This window comes from Ochrobactrum sp. EDr1-4, from assembly GCF_049199085.1.
Classification (GTDB): domain Bacteria; phylum Pseudomonadota; class Alphaproteobacteria; order Rhizobiales; family Rhizobiaceae; genus Brucella.
Map to the genome: position 1 here is coordinate 1 of NZ_JBLZOF010000004.1, position 14,861 is coordinate 14,861.

Genomic DNA, 14,861 nt, shown 5'->3' on the forward strand with positions numbered 1-14,861 from the left:
CAATACACCGCGCAAATGTTTAGGGTACAAAACACCTGCAGAAGTCTTTCGGCAGAAACTCTTCGCAAACAGACATCGTTTTGCGTAAACTCAAACCGAAAAGTCGCGCTTCAGCCTGACCTCACACCGCAAAGTTAAAATGTCCTGTTTCTGCAAAGTAGAAGTGTCACACTCCCCGGTCTGAAAGATGTCTGGGAGATAAGCAGATGGGATTGATCACGATGAGCGAACGCGATCTGCAACGGATTGAGGTTTTGTCGAAGGTTATTGCGGGGCGCCAGACCTTGGCATCTGCGGCCCATGTACTGGATCTGAGTACGCGACAAGTCCGACGATTATTGAACCGGATACGCTTGGATGGTGCTGCTTCGATCCGGCATAAAGCGATCGGCATGCCCTCCAACAATCGGATAATAGACGGCGTCAAAGATTATGCGATGGCATTGGTTCGCGAGCGCTATGCGGACTTTGGTCCGACTTTGGCGGCAGAGAAGCTTGACGCGCGTGATGGTTTGCATGTCTCACGCGAGACGTTGCGTGGCTGGATGGTGGAAGCCGGACTTTGGCTTTCCCGCAAGCAACGACGGACATTTCATCAGCCTCGGTTGCGTCGCGAGGCTTTGGGTGAGTTGGTGCAGATTGACGGTTCAGACCATCGTTGGTTTGAGGATCGCGGCCCCGCCTGCTCCTTGTTGGTGTTTGTTGATGACGCGACCGGCACGCTGATGGAGTTGCGTTTCGTGCGTTCGGAAAGTGCTTTTACGTATTTCGAGGCACTGGGCCATTATCTGAGGCGGCACGGCGCACCTGTGGCCTTTTATTCTGACAAGCATTCGGTGTTTCGGGTTGCGAAGAAAGAGGCCAGAGGCGGACAGGGCATGACGCAATTCGGGCGCGCGTTGTGTGAGTTAAATATCTAGATTCTCTGTGCAAATTCGAGCCAGGCCAAAGGTCGTGTTGAGCGGATGAACCGAACATTACAGGATCGCCTGGTCAAGGAATTACGGCTTGCTGGGATCAGCGACATGGAGACGGGCAATGGCTTTCTGCCACGCTTCATGGCGGATTATAACAGGCGCTTTGCGATCATCCCTGCCCGGTCTGAAGACCTGCATCGGCCGCTCAATCTTGCCCCAACACGCTTGTTGGACATCCTGTGCAAGCGCGAGCAGCGTTATGTGGGTTCACAGCTGACGTTTTCGTTTGAGCGCCAGCGGATCATGCTGGAAGAGACCGAGGTGACGCGTGGCCTCGTTGGACGTTATGTTGAGACCTACGCCTATGCGGATGGCCGGTTGGATGTGCGCTGGAAGGGGCATTCCCTGCCTTACCGCGTGTTCAACAAAGATCAGCGTGTGACCCATGCAGCGATCACCGAGAACAAGCGGCTGGGTGATGTCTTGGCCTATATCAAAGAGCAGCAGGACAAACCGCTTCCACCGGACGTGAAGACCAATAGCGACAAAAACGGTTACAAACCACGCGGTGGTAAACCAGGGCGACGCACCGATTTTTTGCATGATCCTGCGGTGATTGCGCGGCGGCAAAAGGTGCTGTCGCGGCAGGGCCCCAGTGAACCGACCTTCATACGATAGGCGCAAAGCGAAAGCCGAAGAGTGGCAGAGCCACCCGCCCCGCTCTGCCCTTGCAACCCCGATCAGCCGGTCCGAGCGGGGCTAATCATCGCCCGCACAAAAGCATCAAAGTGACATTTTAACTTTGCAGAAAAACGGACAATTCAACTTGGCTGCCACAATATTTGTAGCCGGGTATATTCTATTTTAAACTGCAACATGCCGATGAATTCATGTGCTTAGCCATGGAGGAAATTGGATGTCAAATTGCTATTCACAGATCACTTTGCGTGAACGGCGTCGTCTTCTCGAACTTAAACAGCTTAAAGTCCCTCTCGGCGATATTGCGCGGCTGATGGGTCGTCATCGCTCGACGATCTATCGCGAGATCAAGCGCAACAGCTTTCGGGACACTGAGATACCAGACTATAACGGCTATCATAGCGTTGTTGCCGACAACATTAGTAAGGAGCGCAGAACGCGGTTGCGCAAGCTCCGACGTTATCCAGAGCTGCGCAAGTTCGTCATTGAACAATTGGAAGCCCATTGGTCGCCGGAACAGATCTGCGGCAGACTGGTTAGCCATGGCCTGAGCTTGATACATCTGTGTGCAGAAACAATCTATCGCTTCATCTATTCAAAGGAAGAATACGCGCTGAAGCTGTATGAACACCTGGCTGAGATGCGAACAAAGCGCTGCCCACGCGGCACCAGACGATCGCGCAGTTCCCGCATTCCAGAAGCGTTTCGTATTCATCAACGTCCTCATTTTATTGACAATCGTCTGCAATTTGGAAATTGGGAAGGCGATTTGATTATCTTTTAACGTGACCTTGGAGAAGCCAATGTCATGACACTTGTCGAACGCAAGAGCCGTTATTGCGTCATCATTAAAAACAACAGCCGACACTCAAAGCCTATCATGAACAAAATCATTCAGGCCTTTGCAGCACTGCCTTATCACGCACGTCGAAGTTTTACCTTTGATCGTGGTTCCGAGTTTATGGCGTATCGGGCTTTGGAGGATGGAATGGGGGCAAGAAGCTGGTTTTGCGATCCAAACTCACCGTGGCAGAAAGGTGCTATTGAGAACATCAACAAGCGCATTCGACGATATTTGCCCAGCAACACGGACCTGACACAAATCAGCCAGGAACAGTTGATCGCCCTCGCCCATAATCTCAATGCAACTCCGCGCAAGTGTCTTGGATTTAAGACACCAGCCGAGGCTTTTGCTACACTTTTGCAGGATGCAGCTTAATCAGATAGCTTTACCTACGGCATGATGCAGTTGGATAGCTTTTCCAAACAACAGTCGCTTATCTGTTCAAAAAGTATTATCAGTGAACAGCAGCATACATGATGTCTTTCTCAGTGACTTTAAGCGGCGAGAATTCCTCAACTATGCGCCCTTGGCGACAGACCAGAATGCGGTCAGAAAGAGCCAGAATTTCCGGAAGATACGAGGAGATAACGATAACAGCCAGTCCCTGATCTGCAAGAGCTTCAATCAAGCTGTGAATTTCGGCAATCGCGCCCACATCAACGCCACGCGTCGGCTCATCAAAAATAATAAGTTTCGGATTCTGCACAAGCGCCTTGCTGATAACAACCTTCTGCTGATTACCGCCTGAAAGCTCGATAACCTGTGCTTTTGAATCAATGCTTTTGATAGCGAGCTTATTTCGCCATGTATCGGCGAGCGCCTTCATTTCCTTATAGCTGATAACTGGCAACCGTTCCAGACCAGCAGCCAGAAGTCCCGCATAAAGATTTTCAGCGATAGACATGGTTTCAAAGAAGCCATCAACCTTACGGTCTTCAGTGACATACACGATCCCATCGCGCACGGCCTCACGCGGCGTTGTGTAACGCACCGGCTGTCCACGATATTCAATGGTTCCACCACGCAGAAAATTGCGTTTAAAAACCCCGGCAATGATCTTCGCGGTCTCGGTTCTGCCCGAACCAACAAGCCCGAAAATGCCAGTCGTCTGCCCTTCAAAAACTGAGAAGGATGTATTGCGCACCATCGCCCCCATAGACACATCTTCAACTGAAAGGATGCGCGGGCCAGCAGGACGGATAGCTCGGCGTGGCTGGGATCCCTCGACAGAAGCACGCCCGATCATTGCCTGAACAATCTTTGCCTGGTCCATATAAACGGTATTCTCTGTCATCACCTTCTCACCGTCGCGCATGATAGTGATACGGTCTGAGATAAGCAGAGCTTCTTCGAGAGCATGACTGATAAAGACAATAGTTACGCCGCGTTTTTTCAATCGCCTGACAAGTGCGAAAAAATGTTTGCGTTCTTCAGGTGTCAGAGTGGCGGTTGGTTCATCAAAAATGATGATTTTCGCGTTTAGTCGTACTGCGCGCGCGATCTCCACCATCTGGCGTTTTGCAGCACCAAGCGTCGAAACATTGGCAGTTGGATCCACAGTAAAATTCAGCGATTGCAGAAATTGTTGTGCCGCAATGGTAATACCGCGTAAGCGGTTGAATGCTTTCTCATCACCAAGGTAAAGATTTTGAGCAACAGTCATCGAGGGCACAAGGCTCGTTTCCTGAAACACCATAGCGATACCGTGTTGCAAGGCGTCGGCGGGGCCAGAAAACCTGATTTCGTTTCCGTTCAGAATAAGCTTACCAGAACTCGGTTCCACAACACCGGCGAGCAATTTGCTGAGCGTTGATTTTCCGGCTCCATTTTCACCCAACAGCGCGTGCACCTCACCTGCGTGAAGGTCGAAATCAACCGCATTAACGGCGATATTCCCGTGATAAGACTTCGTGATCGCTTTGGTTTCCAGCAGAACTGTCATTGCCCATCACCGTTATCAAGCTCGACTATCAGATCAGCTCCTTTGACCGTTGCAAGCACCGACGAGCCTGTATCCAGTATCGACGTTAATCCGTGACGGTTACCATCAGAGCGGCTATGGAAACTTTCCTCCGGCAGACATTGGCTGTCGAGCCGTACCGCCAGGCCGTATGAACGCGAAGGCGCCCAGGGTTTGTGAACTCCCATCGTGCGCACTGACCCGCACTGCAATGGCGCAAGAAAGTCAGAGCCAGAAGACAAGGCAGGCGCAATCCAGTATTCACGCTCAATCGTTGCGAGCATATCGTGACGGAAAGCCTTCTCCTGCAATACGAACTCGATCAGGCGATTTCGGGGTGCGAAAACTGACAGCCAGAAGCCGCCATTGCGCGCAGGCGACAATCTGCCCGGATAGCCTGGAATTCTGGTCAGGACCGGCGTCACGCCCGCTCCAGCATCGATTTGAATAATGCGGTGCGCAAAAGCCTCGCTGACCAATATCAAGCCATCACGGTTAGCATGAACACCTGATGGCCATGCAAGCCCGTCTGCCAGAAGAGTTGCGCTGCCGGAAACAATATCAAGCCTCCACACAGACCCGGTCGCTTGTTTGTTCATGAGAGCGACGACCCAATCAGACGGCGCATAGGTGGCAGAGCCTACTGTTAAAACAATGGTTGTCGCATCGATTACCGATACAGCCGTTGGACAAAGAAGCACGTTTGAATCAAGCCGATCAAAAATCTTGCCATCATGGATTCCACCATGGATGAGCAACTTGCCACTATCTAGCGCAACAATCAGAGCATCATCGGAAAGCACGGCCATTGCGGCAATATCGGCATCGTAACTTGCGATTTCCTCGGCGACAGCATCCGTAATTCTGAACACCGAGGCACCAGACGAGAAGACGGGGGTGCCTGACCAGAGCACGAGATTATCCGGCGCTTTATGCGATAGAAGAACCGGGGCATCATCCAGCGCAGTATTGGGTTTATATGCACCGTCATAAGGTGGGATCGTAATGGCCTTGCCACGAAATGGATCAAGAAGGCGATCAATGAAACTCATTTTGCCTCTCCCCAATAGGAGTTCCAGCCTGTCCAGTCTGGATCAGCTCCATCAATCTTGATACGACCAATTCGATTATTCAGAATACCGCCAATATATAGAAAGCCTTTGTGCTCGCGCATTGACGTCACCATAGGGTGACTTGCACCGCCCAGATCGCCAAGGGTTGCGACAATGGCCCCTGAATCATCAAATTTCACGACGCCGCCCGTGTTGATATTAGGGAACAACCACTCGTCCTGCGGGAGACGCCGGGTCATGCGTTTGCGCATACCGGGATTTCGCAATGCAAGATCGAAACTTGGTGTGCGCATCCCCAGCCACGCCATCCAGTAAGTGCCATCGGAAGCGCGGTTGATATTATCCGGGTAACCCGGCATGTCGCGGATAACTGTTTCTAGAGTGCCGGCCTTTGGCCCCTCAATCCAGTAACGGTGAACCGAGCAGGCCCACGACTCTGCCAAGAGCAACGACTGACCGTCATGGGCTATGCAAACGCCATTGGCATAGCGGAGATTTTTAAGAACTGTCCGTGTTTTGCCAGTTTTTGGATCATACACTAACAAACGTCCGGTGGGGCGGCTCTCAATTGAGTCCAAAGCCCAGTCATGCGCATCATAACGTGTTGTTGAATCCGTAAACCAGACCCGACCATGACGGTCGATGTCGCAATCATTTGGATCACGTAATCTCGCATCGTCGATGACAGAAAAAAGGGAACGGCCTGTCTCCGTCGATAATTCGCTGACCGTGCCATTCTGTGCAACAGAGTATAAACCCATCGCGCCCACGCAAGACTTGATTGATCCGTCACGTTCGATCGCAAGTCCCAGCGGGAAGCCGCCAATATGCGCAAATATTTCTGAGCGTTTATAATCCGGAGCGAAATAGCGTACGATTTCGCCATGCCGTGTGCCCGCATAAAGATTATCGTCACGGTCCAGAACAACATCTTCCGGACCTTCGACCTCACCAATACCGATAGCTTCAGCATTCGCCAGTGAATTGTTGAGCGCGTATGGTGTGCCCGATCCGGGCACCGCTGACAAAGCGGTCTGCATTTGGTGATGCACGGGTGCCACATAAACCTCAGACACGACCTTATGTCGGTTTTTTAGCCAACGCACATCAAACACGATTGCGAGCGCCAGCAACAATCCGAGGATCATCTGATTGGTGCCAGTTCCCGCGCCCATGCGGATCAATCCGTTATTGATAAGCAGTACAGCGACAGCACCCATAAAGCCCTTGGCAATCGAACCACGCCCGCCGCCAAGACTGTTCCCGCCAACGACGGCGGCAGTCAATGCCAACAATTCCAGCCCAAGCCCGGTCCCTGGCCCAACCCCGGACAAGCGTGCGGCAAAAAGATAGCCCGCAATGCCACACGCAGCTCCGCATACAACATAAGTCAGGAAGACCGTTCGCCGCACCGGAATACCTATATTGAATGCGGAACGGCGAGCACCACCAACGGCACTGATATGCCAGCCAATGCGCGAACGTGTGATGATCAGATGTGCGAGCGCCGTGAACAGCACGGCGATCAGAGCACTCACAGGCAGGCCCCACAAGGTGCCCATACCCATCCAGTCAAAGCTATCAGAATAAACCGCAGAACTTTGTATCTGTTTGCCGTAGTGAATGATCAGAATATCATAGATCGAACGACCGATAATGAGCGTAACGAGTGTTGTGAGAAATGCGCGCAGACGCAGATAGCCAATGAGAAAGCCATTGAACGCACCAAACAATGCCCCCACACCGACCGCAGCAATGAAAGCCAGCCAGACGGACCCTTCCCCGATATAAATAACGGAGAGTGTTGCAAAAGCTGCGAGAGCAAAAATAGAGCCAACCGACAGATCAATTCCGCCACCAATGATAACCACCGTAAGCCCGATCACAACGATCAGAAACTCACCCAGCTGCCGAGATGTATCAAGGAGACTGCCTGCGGTAAAAAAGCCTGGAACAAGCACGCCGAAAATGCCGATGACGGCGATAAGGAAGACAAACGGAACCAGATTATCAACCCAGTTTTTAACGAGAATTTCCCCGGCGAGATGGTCCGGGATTCTGTTATATCGAAACCGCGCTAGCGCTTCTCTCATTTTCATTCGATGTTTCCGGCTTTCCGAAAGGCAATGTCTATCATCCAGTCCCCGCTGCTGGAGCGGGGAAGCATAAGCAAAAAAGGGGAAGCACAGCGCTCTAAAGAGACCGTGCTTTCCTAATTGGTGACTTTAAGTCTTCGCTGCTTCGATTGCCTTCTGGCTCCAGCAGACGCCGGGCGTCAGATCAGCTTTCGTACGCGCGCGTTCGAGTGTGTAAAGGTAGCGGGCCTTATCGCCCGGCTTTTCATTGCCCTGCAACAGAAGCTTGATCGCGGTTACAACGTCGTGCGATTGACGAACCAGCTCACTGGTCACGATAGCGCCAAAAGTACCATCTTCTAGCAGGTTGCAGTCGATCTGTTCGCCGCCACCGGTGGTCACCAGAAACACCTTGTCTTTAAGACCTGCATCACGAATGGCCGCAGCGGTTCCCTGCGCGGTTGCATCCCAGAAATCGATAATGCCGCAAACATCAGGATTTTGCTGTAGCAGTGTTGTGGCTGCATTGCGCGCGGTGGTCGGATCCCAGTTGGAATCGGGCTGGCCAACGACCTTGAATTCTGGGTTTTTCTCAAGAACAGCCTGCACACCAGCCCATTGATCCAGGCTCGATGCATTAACCTGATCGCCCTGTATCACGCCGATCTTCTTGCTGGAATTTGGCCCACAGCCCTTGATAACAGCTTCCGTTTCGAGCTCTCCAAGCTTCTTCCAGTCCGAACCGGCGAAAACATCAGACGCAAAATTCGATGGATTATCGAGCTGGATAACAAAAATTCCGGCATTCTGTGCCCGCTTATAAAGGCGGCTATAGGAGTTGATATCCGGGGATTGTACAATCAGCACATCAGGCTTGTTCGCAGACGAAATCAGATCTGTGATCGCCTGCGCTCCTGCATCCACGCTCCAGTTCGGATCACGTGTTTCCCATATGCCACCGAAAGCCTTGACTTCTTCACCGATAAAATGGTTCCAGCCCTGAGCGAGATCAAAGCCCATTGTCATTGGAACAAGCACAACGCGCTTGCCCTTAAGCGCATTTTCATAAGCAGCAGGTCCGGGGTTCCCCGCATCCTGCGCCGAGCTTGTGAAAGCGCTCACAGCGAACACCATGGTCGCGGACAGAGCGGCAAGTAAACCACGCTTCCAGATTTTCATTTTCCAACCCTCTTTTCGATGGACCGCCAGGCGCGCCCATAGTTACAAATGTCAGATATCGCCCTGCTGACTGGTCTGTTCATCGCGTGGATTGAGGCGCCCATCGAGAATGATTGCAGCCAGCAAAATTGTTGCTTTGATCAAGTTTTGATAGATATTGGGGAGGTCGAGGATGGTCATACCGTTGAGCAAAATGCCAATCAGCAAGGCACCAACCAGAATATTGCGCATCCCGCCTTTTCCGCCGGAAAGACCTATGCCGCCAATCACCACCACCAGAATGACATCATAGAGCAGCGTTGAATTCACGATGCGGGTATTCATGCTTTGCAGGCTGACAGCCGTAGCGACGCCGGCAACCCATGCCAGCAACGCACTGACAACATATTTTAGCAGCGTCAGCGGACGCACACCGATACCCATGGTCCGCGCCGCCTGATAGTTATCGCCCATCAGGTAAAGAAACCGTCCGGGCTTCGTATATCGAAGAAACAGCCAGCCTATGATCAGCATTCCAAGGAAAAGCAGCACGTCGAGCGGGAGCCCTACCAGGCGCGCCTGCCCCAGAGAGAGCAGCGCCAGCGCATCCTGCGGAATGGAAATCACATCCTGCGTCAATATCTGAGAACGAACAAAGCCGAAAACAAAAGCACTCGTGGCGAGCGTCGCAAAAAGCGCTGGGACACTGGCATAGGCAACCAGAAATCCGTTGACCAGACCAATAGTCACAACAACCAGAAAGACAACAGAACTCGCTGTGAGTAAGCTCCAGCCATGATGCAACAATTCAAGTTGTAGCGCAGTTGCAATCACCATCACAGCTACCATAGATAAATCGATACCACGACCGATAACCACCAGCCCCATACCGATAGCCAGAATACCCAGCACTGAAATGCTGCGTATAATTGCGATAAGATTTCCCGGTGTCCTAAAACCATCAAGGCTCACGGCAAAGCCCGCAAACAATGCCACGGCCAAGATCAGAACAATTTTTTCCTGACTAACCGAGTTGAAAAAGCCAGATGACCGCGACACTTCAGGCAACCTTTCACATGCTGAAACAGTCGTTTCAGGCCGTTAGTCGGCACCCTATCGGGCTGCAACAATCGCGGTAATTGAAACGCTTTCCGGATCATCAATAGCCGGTCTCAGTCGTTGCTTGCAGGCAGCCTTTTCTATCTTGAAGTCAAAATGAGAACAATTTTTCGCCAAACGACGCCCTGCGGGAAACAGGTCTTAAACCATGTCTACTGCCAAAGAACCAATTGAGCTTATTTGCCTCAGCTGGTCACATCAAACTCAGGATCAATAGGAATAGACAAGGCAGTGACAATCCGATTGGTCTCTGATGCCATACCAATAACAGCAAGAAGATCGCCATACTGGGCATCCGTCATGCCCTTAGCGCGTGCGGCGGCGGTGTGAGAGTGAATGCAATAATTGCAACCACTGGCAACCGACACAGCAATATAGATCAGCTCTTTTGTAAGCGGATCGAGTGCCGACGGCTCTACCATCACCTCTTTCAGACTTTGCCACGTCCGTTCGAGGGTGCGAGGATCGTTCGCCAGTCCTCGCCAGAAATTATTTATGAAGTCCGATCCCCGCACGGCCTTTATATCATCGAATACGGCTTTAACGCGTGGTGATTTCTCCGCATCTCCGTCGGTCCAGAGCTTCACTGTCGTCATGTTCATCACCTTGAAATTCTAAAAGCGCTGGCAAACAGTATAGCAAACCAATAACGCCCACCAAAATAGGAATGTAGCGTCGGAAACAGCAAATCAGGGCGGGTTCACCGCCCTGTAGAGCAAGACAAAATTGATCAGATATTGCCTGCGATTTTGAAGCGCAACGCGTCATCAATAAAGCTCTTTTCGCCTGGTTCACTCTCATTAGAGCCGAACGGCAATTGGGCGCGCAGCGTCCAATTTTGTGGAATATCCCATTGCTGTGCAACCACAGTGTCGATCACCGGATTATAATGTTGCAGGCTTGCACCAACACCTGCGTTCGCTAAAGCAGTCCAGACTGCGAACTGCGCCATGCCTGATGATTGTTCCGAAAATTCAGGAAATTTGTCCGCATAGAGCTTATAGGTTTCCTGCAAATCACGAACTACCTGCTGATCTTCATAAAAAAGAACCGTCCCTGCTCCCGATGCAAATCTCTTAAGTTTCGCTTCAGTTGATTCAAAAGCATCTTGAGGTACGAGAGGTCGCAACGCAGCCTTCACAAGCTCCCAGAACTGAACGCTTTCGGAGCCATAAAGAATGACAATTCGCGAGCTTTGAGAATTAAAGGTGCTGGGCGCATGGCGCACAGCTTCCTGAATTATGCGAGTCACGTCGGCCTGAGATAACTCTAGGTTCCGACCAATATTATACTGGCTTCGACGGCGGCGAATTTGATCGATAAAGTCATGGGCCATTACAGGTCTCTTTACAGTTGGACAGGATTTGGTTTCAGGCAATCGCTGGATTAATAGTCGAAGGTGGGTAAAATTGGCAGGTTCGCGCATCTCGCGCAAAGTCACGAGGCGGCAATTTCTGCCGCTTCTGGAGAAATTAATTCCATTATTTGCAGTTCCGACAGCCAATTTATTATACAAAACGTTCAAAGTTGAATAACGCGTAGCCACTGACCATTTTGTATGGCTGGAATGATACAACATACAATTTGCTGCCATGATTTACGGTTTTGCTGCAAATATTTCGTCAATGGATGAACTGATAGTAATCTGGCTTTCAGTGAGCGGAGTACTTTTGTTGTTCAAAGGTCACAACTTCGATCAGTCCGTCATTCTGCTCTATGTTCGATAGTACCTTGCTTACAATCAGAGCATCCGCAATCTGAGAGAAATGATGGCGGAACGCGGCATTAATCTGGATAATTCAACCGTCTATCGTTGGGTCGTCTGTTTCAGTCCAAGGCTGCTTAAACGTTTTATTCGGAAAAATGTCAGGTCACACGCAAATGGAACCTCGATGAAGTTCACATCAAGGTCGAAGGCAAGTGGCTGAATTTGTATCGTGTAAGCGATAGAAATGCGATACAGTTGAAGTTTCTTCAGCAAAAAACTTATCTCATTGCTGCGAAACGCTTTTTAAGCAGAATATTAACCAACCGCGGCAGGCAAGAGCGCATTATCATGGATGGTAGTCAGACCGACAGAACAGCTATGTTACAATTCAATACAGGACTCCTTCTCTCTCAGAATCGGCGTATTCGCAATTTAGTATTAGTAATAATTAACAAAAAAATCAACGAGAGTTGTCGAATGTATTTATATTCAACTTTGAATTAAATTAATAATTTAGAAAATATTTATTTAATATTATCTCATATATATACGTAAAATTATAATATTTGTTTTATCTAGGCTTGGATATTTCAGACGAAATTTTATCTTTTATGCTGTTTTTACTAAACATCAATTTCTTCAATATTTATTAATAAAGCAAGCTAGGTGCTCTAAATATATGATAAATTAATTTTACGAATTTTATTCAAGATAGCCGACATTGATCAATTTTCATTGAATTGCATTGGTGTTTCACTCGAAAGCGACTATTCGGCAGTTGGGCTATCCAAGTAAGAATGCTTTGAAGGGCTGGCACCTGGAATATGAGCACCATCTTGATCTGCGTTTAGGATTTGCGCCCAGCCCCCCAAGTTCACACGGGCGCAGAAGGAAGTGGCTGTTGAGCACTACCGCACGCATGGTCGTTGTGTTTCTGCAACGATGCGCGCCTTGGGCTATCCCGGCCGTGCAACGTTGACAGCATTGGTTCGTTAGGCGTTTCCCGAAACTAGTAAAGCTGTCACTAGAAGAATTGGACGTCCACGATATCCCGAGACGTTGAAGAAGGCTGGCGTTGTCGGACTTAATAATCGGCAAGAAAGCGCGCAGGCTTTGGCCGAAAAACTCGGCGTATGCAGACCGACACTGTATAACTGGAAAAACCAGTTACTTGGCCCGGCGGCTCCCGCAATCAAGAAACGCAAGAACAACTCACCGCCAGTGCCAGAGCGAGACGAATTAGAGCGCCAGCTCGAAACGCTGCCGAACGATATTCAGAAACTGCAGCTTGAGCACGACCTTTTGAAGAAAGCGACCGAAATCATAAAAAAAGACTTGGGCGTCGATCTGCAACTTCTAAGTAATCGGGAGAAAACGCTGCTGGTTGACGCCCTCAAATACCTTTATCAACTCCCAGATCTGCTTGCTCAGTTGGGATTGGCGTGAAGCTCATATTTTTACCATCGAACCCGCATGAGGATGAGCGACAAGTACTCACCATACGTCAAAACATCACCGAAATCTTCGAAGCCAACCGTCGATGCTATGGCTGCCGCAGGCTACAGGCGTCATTGGCCAAACAATACGTTACAATCTCAGAGAAGGTTGTGCGGCGCTTGATAAAGCAGGAGAACCTGATCGTTGCCACGTCAAAGCGGCGGCGATATCGCTCTTATGTCGGAGAAATCAGTCCGGCACCTGAGAACCTTATTAATCGCGACTTCCAGGCCAAAGCGCCGAATGAGAAATGACTGACTGATATCACTGAATTCCATATCCCGGCTGGCAAGGTGTATCTCTCACCCATCATCGACGGTTTCAATGGTTTGGTTATCAGCTGGTCACTCGGAACGAGACCAGATGCGGAATTGGTCAACACCATGCTCGACGCCGCCATAGAAACTGTCACAGGTAGAGATGAGCGGCCAATAGTGCATTCTGATAGTCATATAATTGATACCAGTTCTTTGATGGTTTTACTCAAACACCGAGTGAGCATTCTCTGTGCCGCATGGCTTCCCGGTATGATCTGACCCTCATTCTGATCGACCAATATGTGTCTTTCCGCGGACCTGTCGATCATCCGGGGCACCCTGCGGTGCGGTTTTGCCTCGAAGGTGCTGCTGTGACCCAAGAAGGGCATGACCATCTGGCCCCATGACTGTCCTGTCCCTGCATCCTTCAGACAAATAATTCTCATGCCGCAGGAGAGGTTAATTAGATGGCTGAGCAACGAGCAGAAACTCAAGTCATTGGTGGCGTCGATACACACAAGGACTTGAATGTCGCAGCAGTCGTTGATCATCGCGACCGCGTTATCGGTACCGAGAGCTTTCCGACAACTCGACTTGGCTATCGCTTGATGCTGGCTTGGATGCGATCCTTCGGGGACCTTCAGCGGGTCGGAATCGAGCACTCTGGCAGTTACGGCGCGGGGTTGCTGCGCTACATGCAAGCCGCTGATGTCGAGATTTTGGAGGTAACAGCACCCGACAAGCTCGATCGCCGCCGCCGCGGCAAGAATGACGACTTCGACGCAGAAAGTGCGTCCCACGCAGCCTTTGCGAGACGGCATACCGTAACACCACGCAGCAGGGACGGCATGGTAGAAAGTTTACGCGTCCTAAGGGTTTGCCGCAAAACTGCTATCCAGGCGCGCCGCATTGCCCTGCAGCTGATCCAGATGACAATCATCTGCGCGCCGGAGAATATCCGCGATCCACTACGCAACATGACGCGGATGCAATTGATCCGTGCGCTCGCTACCGCCAGACCTGACCTCACTGCATATCGCCAGGTGAGGAAGCCTACCGCATCTCTCTCAAGTCTCTGGCGCGACGTTATCTCGAACTACATGACGAGATTGCCGACCTGGACGACATTATTGAGGCCATCGTCAAGGATTTTGCTCCTGAGCTACTTGCTCAAACCGCAATCGGCGTGAACAGTGCTGCGCAGTTGCTGTTCACGGCGGGCGATAACTCGAACCGGTTGAAGTCCGAGGCGAGCTTCGCCGCATTGTGCGGCGTCAGCCCCGTCCCCGCTTCTTCCGGGAAAATGGTTCGATATAGGTTGAACAGGGATGGAGACCGCGCGGCAAACAGTGCCATACGCATTATCTCTGTCGGGAGGCTTCGATTGGAAGCACGCACGCAGGCCTACGTCGATCGACGGACCGCCGCCGGAAATTCGAAGCTCGAGGCAATTCGCTACCTCAAACGCTACATCGCCCGTGAAGTCTTCGCCATCCTCAGACGGCGGCATAGGGAAATCAATCAAAGCCAAATCGCGGCTTGACTCTTAGAAGG

The 14,861-nt window shown here is 50.8% G+C and carries 7 protein-coding genes and 5 pseudogenes; 5 read left to right on the forward strand and 7 right to left on the reverse strand.

The window, feature by feature from the left end; translation table 11 throughout:
- Positions 1–206 precede the first annotated feature (206 nt).
- A pseudogene (locus ACOZHT_RS14805) lies at positions 207–1,595 on the forward strand (ISNCY family transposase).
- Between the two features lie 238 nt (positions 1,596–1,833).
- Positions 1,834–2,835: pseudogene (locus tag ACOZHT_RS14810) on the forward strand (IS30 family transposase).
- Between the two features lie 79 nt (positions 2,836–2,914).
- Here the strand turns inward: ACOZHT_RS14810 and ACOZHT_RS14815 are convergent.
- The 7 genes from ACOZHT_RS14815 to ACOZHT_RS14845 form a co-directional block, all read right to left on the reverse strand.
- Positions 2,915–4,402: a sugar ABC transporter ATP-binding protein gene (locus ACOZHT_RS14815; protein ID WP_339515308.1), complete on the reverse strand. Its 1,488-nt coding sequence runs from the start codon at positions 4,400–4,402 to the stop codon at positions 2,915–2,917.
- Positions 4,399–5,472, reverse strand: a complete 1,074-nt coding sequence (locus ACOZHT_RS14820) for a hypothetical protein (RefSeq protein ID WP_339515310.1) — start codon at positions 5,470–5,472, stop codon at positions 4,399–4,401. Before ACOZHT_RS14820 ends, ACOZHT_RS14815 begins: the two co-directional genes overlap by 4 nt.
- Positions 5,469–7,592, reverse strand: a complete 2,124-nt coding sequence (locus tag ACOZHT_RS14825; protein WP_421565873.1) for an ABC transporter permease — start codon at positions 7,590–7,592, stop codon at positions 5,469–5,471. Before ACOZHT_RS14825 ends, ACOZHT_RS14820 begins: the two co-directional genes overlap by 4 nt.
- 126 nt (positions 7,593–7,718) lie before the next feature.
- Positions 7,719–8,747 (reverse strand): sugar ABC transporter substrate-binding protein, encoded by a 1,029-nt coding sequence (locus tag ACOZHT_RS14830; RefSeq protein ID WP_421565874.1) that lies wholly within the window; start codon positions 8,745–8,747, stop codon positions 7,719–7,721.
- 51 nt (positions 8,748–8,798) lie between these two features.
- Positions 8,799–9,785 carry an ABC transporter permease gene (locus ACOZHT_RS14835; protein ID WP_421565875.1) on the reverse strand — a complete coding sequence of 329 codons (987 nt, stop codon included), beginning with the start codon at positions 9,783–9,785 and terminating at the stop codon, positions 8,799–8,801.
- A 245-nt stretch (positions 9,786–10,030) separates the two neighbouring features.
- Complete coding sequence (locus ACOZHT_RS14840; RefSeq protein ID WP_339515318.1) at positions 10,031–10,441, reverse strand: carboxymuconolactone decarboxylase family protein; 411 nt, start codon at positions 10,439–10,441, stop codon at positions 10,031–10,033.
- A gap of 134 nt (positions 10,442–10,575) precedes the next feature.
- The gene (locus tag ACOZHT_RS14845; RefSeq protein WP_421565876.1) at positions 10,576–11,181 is read right to left on the reverse strand and encodes a nitroreductase family protein; all 606 of its coding nucleotides are present in this window, start codon (positions 11,179–11,181) and stop codon (positions 10,576–10,578) included.
- A gap of 555 nt (positions 11,182–11,736) precedes the next feature.
- Between ACOZHT_RS14845 and ACOZHT_RS14850 the strand changes: the two are divergent.
- The 3 pseudogenes from ACOZHT_RS14850 to ACOZHT_RS14860 form a co-directional block, all read left to right on the forward strand.
- A pseudogene (locus ACOZHT_RS14850) lies at positions 11,737–12,057 on the forward strand (DDE-type integrase/transposase/recombinase); the annotation flags it as partial.
- 259 nt (positions 12,058–12,316) lie between these two features.
- Positions 12,317–13,496, forward strand: a pseudogene (locus ACOZHT_RS14855) (IS3 family transposase); the annotation flags it as partial.
- Positions 13,497–13,774: 278 nt separating this feature from the next.
- Positions 13,775–14,850, forward strand: a pseudogene (locus ACOZHT_RS14860) (IS110 family transposase).
- Positions 14,851–14,861 lie beyond the last annotated feature (11 nt).

Coding starts and splice junctions, on each gene's coding strand:
- ACOZHT_RS14815 (WP_339515308.1), bottom strand. CDS start 4,402: ATGACAGTTCTGCTGGAAACCAAAGCGATCACGAAGTCTTATCACGGG.
- ACOZHT_RS14820 (WP_339515310.1), bottom strand. CDS start 5,472: ATGAGTTTCATTGATCGCCTTCTTGATCCATTTCGTGGCAAGGCCATT.
- ACOZHT_RS14825 (WP_421565873.1), bottom strand. CDS start 7,592: ATGAAAATGAGAGAAGCGCTAGCGCGGTTTCGATATAACAGAATCCCG.
- ACOZHT_RS14830 (WP_421565874.1), bottom strand. CDS start 8,747: ATGAAAATCTGGAAGCGTGGTTTACTTGCCGCTCTGTCCGCGACCATG.
- ACOZHT_RS14840 (WP_339515318.1), bottom strand. CDS start 10,441: ATGACGACAGTGAAGCTCTGGACCGACGGAGATGCGGAGAAATCACCA.
- ACOZHT_RS14845 (WP_421565876.1), bottom strand. CDS start 11,181: ATGGCCCATGACTTTATCGATCAAATTCGCCGCCGTCGAAGCCAGTAT.